A 13,953-nucleotide genomic window follows, 5' to 3' on the forward strand; every position below is an offset into this window, starting at 1 on the left:
ATAGCAAACAAACTATTGCACTCAGGTAAAGAACATGAATTGGCAAAACGACTTTAATCAACTCTCATTATCCAGTACAGACCCACTTCCAGAATTGTCATTAACTTATTTGGCATCATGGGGGATGATTACCGCTGAAGGTGACGACAAGAAATCTTACTTACAAGGTCAAGTAACATGTGACGTAGTCAAACTTGCTGAAGATCAAAGCACCCTAGGCGCGCATTGTGACGCGAAAGGAAAAACATGGAGTATATTTCGTTTATTTCACCACCGCTCTGGCTACGCAATGTTTCAGCCAAAGTCAGCCATAGAGAAAGAACTTGCTGAGCTAAAAAAATACGCCATTTTTTCTAAAATCGAATTTCTTGCTAGTACCGATGTACTGCTCGGCTTAGTAGGTAAAAATGCCATCAATACAATTAATAGCTTATCTTCACAACAAGGTTCAGTTCGACCCATAGATGGGGGCACAGCGGTACAAATAGATGAGCAAAGGTGGTTACTCGCGGTCGATAAAGATACTGCGTCCAAACTCTGTCAATCTATTGATGCACCTAAAATCTCTGAAGAAGTTTGGACATTATTAGACATTCAATCGGCGATACCTATCGTAAGTGAAGCTGTGCAAAACGAACACATCCCACAAGCGTTAAACCTGCAAGCTCTGGAAGGTATTAGCTTCAGTAAAGGGTGTTACACAGGTCAAGAAACCGTCGCCAGAGCCAAATATCGAGGCATGAATAAAAGGTCTTTGCAAATCGTATCAGGTGACTACTCCGAAGCACTATCAGAAAACCCAGAGCTGGAACGTTCAGTGGGTGAAAACTGGCGCAGCGCTGGTGATTTAATCGCAAGCTACTCGTTTAACGACAACAAAGCCCTAGGCCTTATTGTTCTGCCTAATAATCTTGACGCTGATACTAAGCTTCGTCTATCAAGCCAACCAGATTCTTCTTGGACAATCCAACCGCTCCCATACTCGCTCGATGATGACCAATAGCCTTGATACCACCATTACCCGCTACCTGAACGCGCAGCGGGTTTCGTTTCGCGTACTTCCTCACCAATCTCCAGCGACTACTATTGAAGACGCTGCAAAGCAGAGAGGGATCTTACCAGAGCAAATGGTTAAATGTATTCTTCTGCGAGATATGGGGAATTTGTATGCGCTGGCTTGTATCCCCGGCGATCGCTTAGCGGATCCAAGAAGGGTGCGGAGCCTATTAGGCTGCCGACGCATGACATGTGTCGATAAGTCCGACATAGAGAAACTGACTGGATACCAAGTAGGTACAGTCACTCCTTTATTGTTGCCAACCAAGATGTCCATCATTTTTGACCATCGACTAATGCAACAAAGCGAGGTCACTATCAGCAGTGGTTCTCTGCTTGCTGGTCTTTCATTACAGATCGATGACTTGTTTAACCTATGTAATCCTGTCTTAGCGGATATTTGTCGCTGACCTATGTCTAACTGGCAAAGCTCAAGAACCAAACATCTAACATTTAAATGTGAGTCAATACTCAATAAGAGATAAAAATCAGGGCATTTATATTCATATAAACGGCATTTGAAGTCATTTAGCACATCATGAATTACACTTGTATTGTTAGAAACATTCATGCCTGTACCTAAGTGTTACTTGCGATGTTTATCATCGCAATTGCCTTTAGTTACGAGTACTAGGCCAAATGTCTAACCACACAGTGAGACCACTGAACACATCAGTGATTTCACTCTTGTGTAATGCATCTGTGACTGTTTGCCCGCGATATGCGGGCTTTTTTTATGCAAAAAATTTACCTTAAATTGTCACATAAAAAAAATATTAAACTATTCTTAATACTGTCATAAATCTCGGGTTTACTATTTCGTGAATAGATAGTACGAGATGATTTCCATAGACAGAGCATAACTGAGGAAAACATCACATAGAAATGGGTATTTATCTATAATCTTGCTTGATGAAGCACAAATACCCAAAAGAAACTCATTTTACTGCATATATTTCCATCATAGTCACATTAATATTGAGCGGAAAATTATAAACTTGCGGTGCTTGCTACATATAAGGATCACTCTATGAGACTGTTTAAGCGCTACATGCCAGGTATGATTGCTAAACATGTAAGTCGATTGTTTAAGGGAAGGATTTATATTTGTGGAGTTGGACGATTTGAATTCGATAACGGAAAGCTCGTGCTACCAGAAAGGGCAGAAAAGCGTCACTTTAAAACGGTGAAAGAAGTTAATCAGGAAATAATGCGCCTACGCTGCGCATACATATAAAAGTTTTACAGGGGGCTGGTCAAAACCAGCCCTTTTCATTACATCAAACCGCTTCTTGCTCTAAATACTTTGCTAATACAGGTAAATTCCCTTTAAGTCCTAGCGCTCTTTTCATGATCTCATCTTTGGCACCTGGTAACTGGCCAACCAAAGTCATGCCTAGTCCCCGAACCAATTTCTTAGCAGGATTATTACCGGAGAATAAGTCTTTGAAACCTTGCATCGATGCAATCATTTTCGCGGCTTCCGATTTGCGCCAGCGTTCATAGCCCCGTAAATGGCGGCGACTACCAATATCATGGCCTTTACGCCAACTGGTTTGAATTTCTTGAGCGAGACACGCCGCATCCAGCAACCCCAAATTCACCCCCTGCCCCGCTAAAGGATGAATGGTGTGCGCAGCATCACCAACTAATGCGACTCTATCCGCCACAAAATCCCGTGCATAACGCATTTTTAATGGGAAGGACGCACGCTTACCAACTACTTCGCACAATCCCAGTCTTGCATCAAATTCAGCTGTCAGTGTTTTGTTGAATTCTTGATCGGGTGCTGATACCAAATATTCAGCACGCTCAGGCTCTGTTGACCATACGATGGAACTCATATTACTCTGAACCATGGGCAAAAACGCAAGAGGGCCTTGTGAAGTAAATACTTGACGGGCGACTTTACCATGCTCCTCAGCCGTCCAAACATTCGCGACTATCGCACTATGACCATAATCCCAGTGAGTGAGCGGAATATCCAATTGTCTGCGTACCCAAGAGTTAGCGCCATCTGCGCCCACCACGAGTTTTGCTGTGAGCCCTTGCCCATTCGCCAGATTCAGCCATACTTCACTTTCACCAACCGCCATCGAATGACACTGAGCAGGTAGATGAAGGCTTACATTCGGCATTTGCTTGACCCTGTCGAGCAAAGCCAGTTGAATAACTCTATTTTCCACAATGTGTCCGAGATCCGGTTGAGCGAGCTTCTTTGCATCAAACTCAATACGAGCAAAACTATCTTGCTCCCAAACTTCCATTGCCGAGTAAGGGGATGCCCTGCGTTGAACTATCCCCTCCCATGCACCCAGGTTACGTAAAATGACTTCACTCGAACGGCTGAGAGCAGAGACTCGGACATCAGGGAGGTCATTGATTTCACACTCTGGTATCTGACTTTCAATTACCGCTACTCGCAAGTCAGTGTCTTTGAAAGCAGCAGCAAGCGTCAGCCCTACCATGCCTCCACCAACAATTGCGATATCAACGCTTTGTATCATCGAACCCTTCCTCACTCAGGTTGCTACCTAGCAACCAAACCTAATGTTCTTGTTAATAAAGGAGCTTTGAGCATGGTCGCATTGTCCATTGCCGCTAACCCCAGATTACGAGCAACCCTAAAACTCAGATAATCATTGGAAAAAATATGAACCAGCGATGAAGTCAATGATAGTGTCATGGACCTATCAAGCTCTCGACGACGCTGGTACTGACTCAACACGGAGTAATCACCAGGGTCTTGAACGTGAGACATTATTGATTCTGCCAGTGTCGCAATATCTCGAATGCCTAAGTTGAATCCTTGTCCGGCAATTGGATGAAGGGTTTGTGCTGCGTTACCAATAATGGCTAATCGATGCGAAGTGTTTTGCTGGCGAAAACTTTGTTGCAATGGATAACTACTTCTGTGACCAATGGTTTGGAACTCCCCTAGCCGCCAACCAAAAGCCGCTTGCAATGCCTGTTTGAATTCTGAATCATCTAGAGACATTATCTGCGTGGCTTGATCGGGTTTAAGGCACCAGACCAAAGACATTCTTTGCTCACTCATAGGTAAAAGTGCCAAAGGCCCTGATGAAGTGAAGCGTTCAAAAGCCCTACCTTGGTGAGCTTGAGCAGTTTTAACGTTTGCTATAACCGCCACTTGTTCAAAATCATGCAACTCTGACTCAACCTCCAATTGTTCACAGCAAGTTGATCTCGCACCATCGGCAGCAACCAACAGTTTACTTGCTAACGATTGACCATCATTGAGAGTAACGCAAACTTGATGCTGTAACCTTTCTATCTGGCTCACGCGAGCAGGGCACAGCAGGTGAATATTCTTATGCTGGCTCAATTGTTCGCTGTAGTATCGCCCTACGTCAGTAAGCTCAACCACATAACCCAGTGCGTCTACTGGTATTTCTTGGTGATCAATATCTGTCATACCTGCATGACCCCGGTCAGACACATGGATGTGCTTTATTGGCGTCGCAAACTCGGCCATACCTTGCCAAAGATCATACTGCTTAAGAATGTTGACTGTACCAAGTGATAAAGCAATGGCTCGCGAATCGAATCCCGGATGAGCGTCATAATCAGCCTGATAGGGTTCAACGACAGCAATGGACAGCGAACTACCAGATAACTTACTCACCGCCAGCGCCAATGTCATCCCTGCCATTGCACCTCCGGTGATGACAATATCAAACTGCTTCATGAAATATCCTACATTAATGAATAGTCGGGGCCTTTTGTTTCTCAGGTTTCTGACCAAACTCAGCATGTATGGTTAATACACAAACCTTGATGTGTTCGATCACTTGCTCAAGCAATTGCGCTTGTTCTTCAAGATCATCGTCTTCATCAATACCTAATTTGGCTATTTCTTCTAGGTCTGCCAACGCCTCTTTGGTGTCCTTGGATGCTTGCCTAAGTTCAGCGCCAACTAAACCAAGTCCTGAAATGTAGTGATTGACCCATTCGGCGACACCATCCGCCATATCAAATACGCTAGCGCTCGCCTCTTCATCAGGGAGCAAGATTGAGATATTCATAGCGGAGCTCATAAACTCAGCAACGGTCGCGTCTAATGTGGTTTGGGCCAGTTGTAGTGGTTTAGCAGGCCATCCCATGCCATCATTGGTATAGTCAAAAATTATCGGCTGCCAACTTTTGTCTGTTAGGCTTAAACCGCCACTTAACATACCAGCCAGTAATCCGTGTAACTCAGCAGGATTGACCGCTAAACCAGCGGTTTGAAGTTCACTTGCTAGGGTCAAATAGGCTGGCAACTTATGTTCGCTCATACAAGCATCCCAAAAATAAGTAAATAATACCGATTCTAGCATTTACTTGAGGGAGCGAAAACGAACGATTAGCCGATTGTGAGTGGGTTTTATACAATTTGGTTAATTAGTGTAGTTTTGCATGGGAATTTATACTGTCGAGAGGGAAAAGCTTGAATCTTAACAAGCCTTTTTCTATAGTTTCTTCCTTGGTGATCATCTACATATCACACCCAACTAACGTATTCAGGGTCGCTATGAGTAATCAAGCAGTTGAAGTTGAAATTTTAGGCAAATTAACTCGAGTAAACTGCCCTGCAGGGCAAGAGGAGTCGCTACGTAATGCGGCTCAGCAACTTGATGAACGTCTAAAAGATATGACTTCTAAGACAAAAATCACCAATGAAGTACAATTACTCACCTTTGTGGCATTGAACGTCTGTCATGAATTGGAAAGCCGTGATACATTAGAAGTAGAGCAAAAAAAAGCGCTCGACAATAAGTTGGAACAATTGACCACTTTATTAAGCGATGCGCTCGGTCAAGTAAAGCTGGAGCAGCAATAAGCTTTTGGGCCAACAATAAGAATTTACCCTGGAGTGTTCGTTAGGGGATTAAGTCCCTGAGCCGATAAGCAATACTTAAGGGTTGGTACTTGATAGCTATTGAGCAAGCTCGGCTTGAACCGAGAAGCCTACGGTTACCATTGCCGATCCGCCTTGAACCTGCTGGTTCAAGGGTCCCAAATCTCCAACGGCACTCTGGGGTACCCTACATCCCTTCATCAGTGGCATTCTTATGACTCTTTCGCGGCAGGACTACCGAAAACTCATCCGTCAAAAACGCAATCAATTGAATCCAGATGAACAAAGTCAAGCTGCCATCGCATTAACAAGGCATTTCCTCAGTTTATCTGAACTTGAACAAGCTCAGCATATTGCCCTATACCTGTCTGCCGATGGTGAAGTCGGAACCTCTCTTCTTATTCAAGAGCTTCAAAGGCTCGGAAAAGATATTTATCTTCCTGTCATTCACCCTTTTTCAGCTGGCCACCTATTATTTCTTAGCTATGACGAGAGTACGTCCATGGTCTCTAACCGCTATAACATTTCAGAGCCAAAGCTTAAAAAAAACAAAATAATACCGGTTGAACAGCTAGATATTATCTGCACACCGTTAGTGGCTTTTGATAAACAGGGCCATCGCCTTGGTATGGGTGGGGGTTACTATGACCGTACGTTAGAGCCTTGGTTTCGCTCTCAATCTGGGCCAAAACCAATCGGTCTTGCTCATAATTGTCAAGAAGTTGATCAACTGCCCGTTGAGTCATGGGATGTGCCTTTACCCAAAATCCTTACTCCTAAACAGATCTGGGATTGGGAATAGTCTCAGATTGGATATATAATCGCGCTCCAGATGCATAATTTAAACCCAGTTTAGGAGACGGGCATGACGCAAGATGAAATGAAAAAGGAAGCCGGTTGGGCAGCACTTGAGTACGTGGAAAAAGGCAGCATAGTTGGTGTAGGTACAGGCTCAACAGTCAATCACTTCATCGATGCCCTAGGCAGTATCAAAGACGATATCAAAGGCGCAGTGTCTAGCTCTGAAGCCTCTACTGAAAAGCTTAAAGCCCTGGGCATTGAAATCTTTGACTGCAATGATGTTTCCTACTTGGATGTCTATGTAGACGGCGCTGATGAAATCAATCCATCACGCGAGATGATCAAAGGTGGCGGCGCCGCTCTGACCAGAGAGAAAATTGTTGCTGCTATCTCAAATAAATTTGTCTGTATCGTCGACGGCAGCAAAGCGGTCGAGGTCCTAGGGGAGTTTCCGCTTCCTGTAGAAGTTATCCCTATGGCGCGTTCCTACGTGGCTCGTCAACTGGTTAAGCTTGGGGGCGATCCTGTTTATCGAGAAGGGGTGACAACAGATAACGGCAACGTCATTTTAGATGTACATGGCCTTCGCATTACCAATGCGAAACAATTGGAAAACGACGTTAATGCCATTGCAGGCGTTGTCACGGTCGGCTTGTTCGCTCATCGTGGAGCAGATGTTGTGATCACTGGCACACCACAAGGTGCCAAAATCGAAAGTTAGTTTTCTCTATTTCAGACACTTCATTGCAAACAGCACCATTAGGTGCTGTTTTTTCATTTATCTTATTAAAAATTATTCCATATACTTTTATTTTCTTACCCAAAGCTAAATTTTTTTGTTAACTTAATGAGCAGAAGATGCGCAACGAAAACGTTTGCGTCAATAAAAAAACTCAAGTAATGTTGGCTTTAATACAGTTACAAGACTTGTGCACAGCTTAAGCCCCCAAATTTAATTTTTTAAGGACGAACACTATGGCCAGAGTTTCACTGGAAAAAGATAAGATTAAGATTCTACTTCTTGAGGGGCTTCACCCTTCTTCCGTTGAAGTATTACAAGCTGCTGGTTACACCAATATCGAATATCACAAAGGCTCTCTTTCAGAAGAGGCCCTCCTTGATGCGGTAAAAGATGTGCACTTTATTGGTATCCGTTCACGCACGAACTTATCCCAAGCCGTTATTGATGCAGCTGAGAAGTTAGTGGCCATAGGCTGTTTTTGCATCGGCACCAATCAGGTTGATCTAGGCGCCGCCGCAACTCGAGGGATCCCTGTTTTTAATGCACCTTTTTCAAACACGCGGAGTGTTGCTGAATTAGTGCTTGGGCAAGTATTACTTCTACTGCGAGGCATTCCAGAAAAAAATGCCCTGGCTCATCGAGGAATATGGAAGAAAAGCGCTGAAAATTCTTACGAAGCAAGAGGAAAAAGGCTCGGAATCATAGGTTATGGCCATATAGGTACTCAGCTTGGCATCATAGCTGAAAACCTAGGCATGAGAGTGTACTTTTACGATATCGAAAACAAGCTGTCCCTTGGTAACGCCACCCAAGTACACACCATGGCAGAGCTCCTCAATAAATGTGACATCATTTCTTTGCATGTACCAGAAACAGCAGGAACCAAGAATATGATGGGCGCAGAGCAGTTTGAACTAATGAAACCTGGCGCTATCTTTATCAACGCTGCTCGTGGCACTGTGGTCGATATCCCTGCTTTATGTCAGGCCATGGAATCTGGGCATTTATCAGGCGCTGCGATTGACGTATTCCCAACAGAGCCAAAAACCAACGCTGATCCTTTTGAATCTCCACTGCAAAAGTTTGATAACGTCATTCTAACGCCTCATGTTGGCGGCTCCACTCAGGAAGCACAAGAAAACATTGGCGTTGAAGTAGCGGGTAAGCTCGCAAAATATTCAGACAATGGTTCAACCCTATCAAGTGTTAACTTCCCTGAAGTATCCTTGCCAGAGCACCGTGATTGCTCTCGCTTACTGCACATCCATAAAAACCGCCCTGGTATTTTGACCCAAATTAACACTATCTTCGCTGAAGAAGGGATCAATATTGCGGGTCAGTATTTACAAACTCATGCTGACATTGGCTATGTGGTTATCGATGTAGAAAGCGATCGTTCTGAAGAAGCGTTGAAAAAGCTCAAGAGTATTGAAGGCACCATTCGCGCTCGTATTCTGCATTAACCTTTATTTGGTCGCCGTTTACCCAAAGCGGCGGCTTTATTCTCTCCCTCATTCGTTTTTCCTAACAAGCTCAAAAGCTGCGCTTTACTGCATCCAGATCCAAGTTCTCCAGATTAGATCACTCAATTTCATCAATATTTAACACTTATGTAGTATTTATCACAGAAATCGCTTTTATTATTCATACAATTCCGAACACTTTCGAACGAAATCACTTTTGCTCGTTCTGTTTTCATTTTTATCACCATCGCACATATATAATGAGGTCCTATGTTTGGAGTTTTCAAACCTAAGGCGCATATCGACCGGCTCACTTCTGGGTTGATAGATAGCACTTATTCACGCTTACGTTGGCAACTTTTTATCGGCATTTTTGTTGGCTATGCTGGCTACTATTTAGTACGCAAAAACTTCAGTTTAGCTATGCCTTATCTGATTGAGCAAGGCTTTAGCCGAGGCGATCTTGGTGTCGCTTTAGCGGCTGTCTCTATCGCTTATGGCCTATCGAAATTCTTAATGGGTAGCGTGTCTGATCGCTCAAACCCGCGCTACTTTTTAAGTGGTGGCCTTTTGATGTCTGCACTGGTTATGTTCTGCTTTGGTTTTATGCCATGGGCAACAGGCAGCATTACCGCCATGTTTATTTTGCTGTTTCTCAATGGTTGGTTCCAAGGTATGGGCTGGCCAGCCTGCGGTAGAACTATGGTTCACTGGTGGTCACGTAAAGAAAGGGGCGAGATAGTCTCGGTGTGGAATGTGGCGCACAACGTAGGCGGCGGTCTGATTGGTCCTATGTTCCTACTTGGGCTTTGGGCTTTCAATGAAGATTGGAAAGCTGCATTTTATGTTCCAGCATTCTTTGCCACACTCGTAGCGATTTTCATCTGGGTGACGGTGCGAGATACTCCGCAATCCTGTGGCCTGCCTCCTATCGAAGAATACAAAGACGACTATCCGGATGACTACGATAAGTCACATGAAAAAGAGATGACAGCCAAAGAAATCTTCTTTAAGTATGTATTCTCAAACAAACTGCTGTGGTCTATCGCGATTGCTAACGCCTTTGTCTATTTGATTCGCTACGGCGTATTGGACTGGGCACCAGTGTACTTAAAAGAAGCTAAAGAGTTTACCGTTGATAAATCCTCATGGGCCTACTTCCTTTACGAATGGGCAGGCATTCCTGGCACCTTATTGTGTGGCTGGATATCCGATAAGCTCTTCAAAGGCCGCCGCGCACCAGCGGGGATCTTATTTATGGTATTGGTCACCGTCGCAGTACTTGTCTACTGGTTTAACCCAGCAGGTAATCCTGCCATCGACATGGCTGCATTAGTTGCCATTGGCTTCCTAATCTATGGTCCTGTGATGCTAATCGGGCTTTATGCTCTTGAACTCGCACCGAAAAAAGCTGCAGGAACAGCCGCAGGTCTTACAGGTTTATTTGGCTACTTAGGAGGTGCTGTCGCCGCAAATGCTGTGTTAGGCTACACCGTCGATCATTTTGGTTGGGATGGTGGCTTTATCATCTTGGTCGGCTCATGTATTACATCCATAGTGTGCCTCATTTACGCCTTCTTAGGTGAAAAGGCGCACCATGAACAAAAACAAAAAGCCGCGCTTGCTTAAATCACGATGAAAGGCAGCTTAGCTGCCTTTGTTTTTATCAAGGACAACAACAATGAAAACCCTTTCTCTTACAACAAGCTTTTTAGCACTAAGCTTATCCGCTGGCGCTATCGCCAAACCTCTTGTTATTGCCCACCGTGGCGCTTCTGGTTACTTACCAGAGCACACGCTAGAAGCAAAAGCTTTGGCCTATGCGATGAAACCTGACTATATAGAACAAGACGTCGTCATGACCAAAGACGACCAACTGGTTGTGCTGCACGACCATTATCTAGACAGAGTGACAGACGTAGCAGAGCGCTTCCCAGACAGAGCGCGCAAAGATGGTCGTTACTACGCGATTGACTTTACTCTAGCAGAAATCAAAACGCTTAGAGTTACTGAGGGTTTTAACATTGATGACAAAGGCAACAAGGTAGCTGGCTACCCCGAGCGTTTCCCGATGTGGAAGTCAGACTTTAGCGTACCAACGCTAGCCGAAGAAATTGAGCTTATTCAAGGCCTTAATAAATCACTTGGCTACGATATTGGTATTTACCCAGAGATCAAAGCGCCTTGGTTCCACCGCCATGAAGGTAAAGACATCTCCTCAGCAGTCCTTAAAGTGCTTAAGCAATATGGTTATGACGCTCAAGATGACAAAGTCTATTTGCAATGTTTTGACGCTAACGAGCTAAAACGTATCAATGATGAACTGATGCCAAAAATGGGTATGGATCTCAAACTGGTTCAATTGATTGCTCATACTGATTGGAATGAAACCATGGTTTATCAGGGCGATAAAGCAACGCCTTACAGCTACGACTGGATGTTTAAACCCGGCGCTATGAAAGAAGTTGCCAAATACGCTGAGGGCATTGGACCATGGAAACCTATGCTGGTCGATGACAAATCCACTAAAAATAACATCATCATCAAACCGATGATGAAAGAAGCGAAAGACGCTGGGTTAGACGTTCACCCCTACACTTTCCGCGCCGATCCTGGTCGCATCCCTGCCTACACAGATAGCTTTGAAGGCATGATGGATATTTTCTACAACCAAGTAAAAGTCGATGGTTTATTCACTGACTTCCCAGATAAAGCGGTGAGTTTTTTAAACCAATAATCGTTCTTTAACTAACCAATCAGCGCCTGAAACACTTACCTTTATTGCGTTCTCGGGCGTTTGGTTGGTTTATCGAATCTCTCCAGTCTTTTCAAATCCTCTCTTTAGCGCAGTAACCAGAGAGAGCCACTCGTAAACACTTCAAGATAAAATTAAAAGGCCTGACTCCGATTGAATATCGAAATCAGGCCTTACAAGCCGCTTAACCGAAATGTCCCACGTTATCGGGGCACTTCAGAGCTGGACTTGGCTTTATTGAGTGAATAACTCGTCAATATGTATATCACAAGGTAGATGTAAAGACTCTGACGCCGTTTTGGTACCCTTAATTAAAGATACCTTCGTTAACTTCCCTGATCGGGTCGCTACCATCTCGATATATAAATTTTCATCAAATGTCATGTACCATTCCTTGTCCATATTCGCCTTCCGATTTGAATTAGGTCTAGCATTTACAAAACAGTTATAGGTAGATTGACTCAGTTTTCCTTGCGCAACAATTGGCTTATTATAGCTACGCGAAAACTTCCAATGCCTTGGAGATTCCATCACCGAAATGGTTTTTCCTTGAGAATTTGTAAACCACTCTCTATATGCATCATTTGCGCCTTCTTCGCTATGTAAACCCAATCCTGTGAATTTATAATCGCATGAGCACAACACAGCACATGTTAGTAACACAAGAACCCCTTGATTATTTATCATATGAATACCATTTACCCGTATATTCAATGAACCGTACAAATGGAGAATTTTCCATCGAATGCTCAATCATTTTGCTCGGTACCACAAACACTGAAAAGAAAGGTTTGATGGCGATGTCTTAAACCGTTCTGAAGTTCAATAAGGCTTAGTGAACACTTACGAAATTTGTCACTGATAAGCTGGATATCTTGATACAGCAGGTTAACAGATAAAGTAAGAGCCAAAGCCGCTTAGCTTTGGCTCTTAATCATAAAACCATGAGGCACTTATGATAATTCTATAATCCAGTACCGCTTCTCAAAACATAGAATCGGGTAATTATCTCATTTACACTACCGAAACAGAGCACCGAGAAAACCCAGCACAAAAAAGCCTATTCGCGTGGAAAAACATATAGCCGTAAAAATAAAGCTGAATGACAGTGCTGCACTACGTCTTGCGCTTTTTTTTACGGGTTCAAAGTAGGTTTCACCATGCTTAAAGCCTTTATTTTTCATACATAAGTAATATGTTAGGTAGGCTGATAACAACCAACTACCAACATAAGGGCTCCAAAAACCTTGTTCGGCTTCCTTTCCAATACTTAAACATATCAACATATAAATTCCATGAATAAAAATGCCGATTAATGAAGAGGTCAATATAAAAGGCCAAACAACCCCACCTGTTTTATTACCACCATAGTTATAATTGTGTACATGCTGACACCAAAAGTACACACGGATTAGGTCTCTAACGCCCAAAGCCAGCTTACTTCTCATTGTCTAGCCACCTCATACCTTCTTGAACTTGATTCACTTCACCTGAAACATTAAATGCTGTCCAGCCTGCATTTACAGCTACCCCAACATATGGAATATAACCGGCCCCAAATGCCAATATATCACCTACAGCCTTCCAACCGTGGAACGCATAAGTCGATGGCCTAACATAACCAAATTTTTCTTTGTCATAATTAGCAGCCTGCGAATATTGCATAACAGAGATACCTGCTCCGACTGTCGTAAGTCCCTTTCCAAGTTGCGTCGCAGCCGAAGAAATATCAGCTTTTGAAGCACTAAAGATCACACTTTTAGCGTTTGGTTCATATGCACCTAATGAAGTCAGGTGGGCTGATGGTGTTTGACCGACTGACGCAACATGTGAAGTCCAAGCTGTTCCAACTCCTTTAGTTTGAGAATATACAGAGAACTCTGGTGTAACTAATTCTGCAACAGATATTGCTGTTCCAGAAATAGAAGAAACATTCCCTGTATAACTTAGCAATTCAGATAGCTGTTGGTTAGTTGAAACATCCGTTGGAGAACCTTCGAAGGACAAGTTCTTACGTCCCCCGACATAATCCCAAGCTATCTGTTCAACCTGCGCCTGACCCAAGCCGTAAGGATTATCAGCGGTACATTGTCCCGACCAAACCCAACTTGTACCGGCATCCTGTTTGTGAGTCGAATTCCCAAAGTGGTTTACTAAAGCAGCTTTGTTGCCTAGATGCAGATTTTCTTCGTGCCATTGGAGCGGCTTATCTTGTTCGCTGAGCGGCGTCACAATCACGGTTGGGTCATCAGCCGAGCCTTGTGAACTAGGTCGA

At 43.8% G+C, this 13,953-nt stretch carries 15 protein-coding genes and 1 other RNA gene; 10 read left to right on the plus strand and 6 right to left on the minus strand.

The genetic code is table 11. The annotated features are described in order from the left end of the window. Positions 1-34 precede the first annotated feature (34 nt). The 3 genes from ygfZ (at position 35) to MHN79_RS13930 (ending at position 2,293) form a co-directional block, all read left to right on the plus strand. On the plus strand, positions 35-1,003 hold the full coding sequence (ygfZ, locus tag MHN79_RS13920; RefSeq protein ID WP_239173386.1) for a tRNA-modifying protein YgfZ: 969 nt from the start codon (positions 35-37) through the stop codon (positions 1,001-1,003). Continuing rightward, entirely contained in the window at positions 993-1,466 is a 474-nt protein-coding gene (locus MHN79_RS13925; RefSeq protein WP_239173401.1) for a YbaK/EbsC family protein, read from the plus strand. The genes ygfZ and MHN79_RS13925 overlap by 11 nt, the downstream gene beginning before the upstream one ends. Before the next feature lie 620 nt (positions 1,467-2,086). Next, on the plus strand, positions 2,087-2,293 hold the full coding sequence (locus tag MHN79_RS13930) for a DUF1107 domain-containing protein (RefSeq protein WP_114787010.1): 207 nt from the start codon (positions 2,087-2,089) through the stop codon (positions 2,291-2,293). A gap of 43 nt (positions 2,294-2,336) precedes the next feature. Here MHN79_RS13930 and MHN79_RS13935 read toward each other — a convergent pair whose 3' ends face one another. The 3 genes from MHN79_RS13935 to MHN79_RS13945 are packed head-to-tail and all read right to left on the minus strand — an operon-like array spanning position 2,337 to position 5,354. After that, positions 2,337-3,563 carry an FAD-dependent 2-octaprenylphenol hydroxylase gene (locus MHN79_RS13935; RefSeq protein ID WP_239173387.1) on the minus strand — a complete coding sequence of 409 codons (1,227 nt, stop codon included), beginning with the start codon at positions 3,561-3,563 and terminating at the stop codon, positions 2,337-2,339. Positions 3,564-3,586: 23 nt separating this feature from the next. Next, positions 3,587-4,765 carry a 2-octaprenyl-6-methoxyphenyl hydroxylase gene (gene ubiH, locus MHN79_RS13940; protein WP_239173388.1) on the minus strand — a complete coding sequence of 393 codons (1,179 nt, stop codon included), beginning with the start codon at positions 4,763-4,765 and terminating at the stop codon, positions 3,587-3,589. Positions 4,766-4,778: 13 nt separating this feature from the next. After that, on the minus strand, positions 4,779-5,354 hold the full coding sequence (locus MHN79_RS13945; RefSeq protein ID WP_239173389.1) for a YecA family protein: 576 nt from the start codon (positions 5,352-5,354) through the stop codon (positions 4,779-4,781). A 236-nt stretch (positions 5,355-5,590) separates the two neighbouring features. Between MHN79_RS13945 and zapA the strand changes: the two genes are divergently transcribed. The 7 genes from zapA to glpQ all read left to right on the plus strand — a co-directional run bounded on the left by zapA (position 5,591) and on the right by glpQ (position 11,660). After that, positions 5,591-5,899, plus strand: coding sequence for a cell division protein ZapA (gene zapA, locus MHN79_RS13950; protein WP_160931851.1), 309 nt, complete (start codon positions 5,591-5,593; stop codon positions 5,897-5,899). A 22-nt stretch (positions 5,900-5,921) separates the two neighbouring features. After that, positions 5,922-6,105, plus strand: a non-coding RNA gene (ssrS, locus tag MHN79_RS13955) — 6S RNA. A 26-nt stretch (positions 6,106-6,131) separates the two neighbouring features. Beyond that, positions 6,132-6,719 (plus strand): 5-formyltetrahydrofolate cyclo-ligase, encoded by a 588-nt coding sequence (locus MHN79_RS13960; protein ID WP_239173390.1) that lies wholly within the window; start codon positions 6,132-6,134, stop codon positions 6,717-6,719. Positions 6,720-6,782: 63 nt separating this feature from the next. Beyond that, positions 6,783-7,439 carry a ribose-5-phosphate isomerase RpiA gene (gene rpiA / locus MHN79_RS13965; protein WP_160931847.1) on the plus strand — a complete coding sequence of 219 codons (657 nt, stop codon included), beginning with the start codon at positions 6,783-6,785 and terminating at the stop codon, positions 7,437-7,439. A 254-nt stretch (positions 7,440-7,693) separates the two neighbouring features. Continuing rightward, the gene (gene serA / locus MHN79_RS13970; protein WP_160931845.1) at positions 7,694-8,923 is read left to right on the plus strand and encodes a phosphoglycerate dehydrogenase; all 1,230 of its coding nucleotides are present in this window, start codon (positions 7,694-7,696) and stop codon (positions 8,921-8,923) included. A gap of 270 nt (positions 8,924-9,193) precedes the next feature. Further along, positions 9,194-10,552 (plus strand): glycerol-3-phosphate transporter, encoded by a 1,359-nt coding sequence (gene glpT / locus MHN79_RS13975; RefSeq protein ID WP_239173391.1) that lies wholly within the window; start codon positions 9,194-9,196, stop codon positions 10,550-10,552. Positions 10,553-10,604: 52 nt separating this feature from the next. Beyond that, positions 10,605-11,660, plus strand: a complete 1,056-nt coding sequence (glpQ, locus tag MHN79_RS13980; protein WP_239173392.1) for a glycerophosphodiester phosphodiesterase — start codon at positions 10,605-10,607, stop codon at positions 11,658-11,660. A gap of 252 nt (positions 11,661-11,912) precedes the next feature. Here the strand turns inward: glpQ and MHN79_RS13985 are convergent, their stop codons facing one another. From MHN79_RS13985 to MHN79_RS13995, 3 genes are all read right to left on the minus strand, one after another. Further along, the gene (locus tag MHN79_RS13985; RefSeq protein ID WP_239173393.1) at positions 11,913-12,341 is read right to left on the minus strand and encodes a hypothetical protein; all 429 of its coding nucleotides are present in this window, start codon (positions 12,339-12,341) and stop codon (positions 11,913-11,915) included. Between the two features lie 356 nt (positions 12,342-12,697). Continuing rightward, positions 12,698-13,126, minus strand: a complete 429-nt coding sequence (locus MHN79_RS13990) for a hypothetical protein (protein ID WP_239173394.1) — start codon at positions 13,124-13,126, stop codon at positions 12,698-12,700. Further along, on the minus strand, positions 13,116-13,953 hold an 838-nt coding region (locus MHN79_RS13995; protein ID WP_239173395.1), incomplete at its 5' end, for a hypothetical protein. The genes MHN79_RS13995 and MHN79_RS13990, both read right to left, overlap by 11 nt.

The sequence above is a fragment of the Vibrio sp. Of14-4 genome (assembly GCF_022347625.1).
Classification (GTDB): Bacteria; Pseudomonadota; Gammaproteobacteria; order Enterobacterales; family Vibrionaceae; genus Vibrio; species Vibrio pristinus.

Bases quoted from the DNA above. Each gene is read 5' to 3' on its own strand.
- ubiH (WP_239173388.1), bottom strand. From the start codon at position 4,765: ATGAAGCAGTTTGATATTGTCATCACCGGAGGTGCAATGGCAGGGATG.
- glpT (WP_239173391.1), top strand. From the start codon at position 9,194: ATGTTTGGAGTTTTCAAACCTAAGGCGCATATCGACCGGCTCACTTCT.
- MHN79_RS13960 (WP_239173390.1), top strand. From the start codon at position 6,132: ATGACTCTTTCGCGGCAGGACTACCGAAAACTCATCCGTCAAAAACGC.
- MHN79_RS13935 (WP_239173387.1), bottom strand. From the start codon at position 3,563: ATGATACAAAGCGTTGATATCGCAATTGTTGGTGGAGGCATGGTAGGG.
- MHN79_RS13925 (WP_239173401.1), top strand. From the start codon at position 993: ATGACCAATAGCCTTGATACCACCATTACCCGCTACCTGAACGCGCAG.
- MHN79_RS13990 (WP_239173394.1), bottom strand. From the start codon at position 13,126: ATGAGAAGTAAGCTGGCTTTGGGCGTTAGAGACCTAATCCGTGTGTAC.
- rpiA (WP_160931847.1), top strand. From the start codon at position 6,783: ATGACGCAAGATGAAATGAAAAAGGAAGCCGGTTGGGCAGCACTTGAG.
- MHN79_RS13945 (WP_239173389.1), bottom strand. From the start codon at position 5,354: ATGAGCGAACATAAGTTGCCAGCCTATTTGACCCTAGCAAGTGAACTT.
- zapA (WP_160931851.1), top strand. From the start codon at position 5,591: ATGAGTAATCAAGCAGTTGAAGTTGAAATTTTAGGCAAATTAACTCGA.
- glpQ (WP_239173392.1), top strand. From the start codon at position 10,605: ATGAAAACCCTTTCTCTTACAACAAGCTTTTTAGCACTAAGCTTATCC.
- MHN79_RS13930 (WP_114787010.1), top strand. From the start codon at position 2,087: ATGAGACTGTTTAAGCGCTACATGCCAGGTATGATTGCTAAACATGTA.
- ygfZ (WP_239173386.1), top strand. From the start codon at position 35: ATGAATTGGCAAAACGACTTTAATCAACTCTCATTATCCAGTACAGAC.
- serA (WP_160931845.1), top strand. From the start codon at position 7,694: ATGGCCAGAGTTTCACTGGAAAAAGATAAGATTAAGATTCTACTTCTT.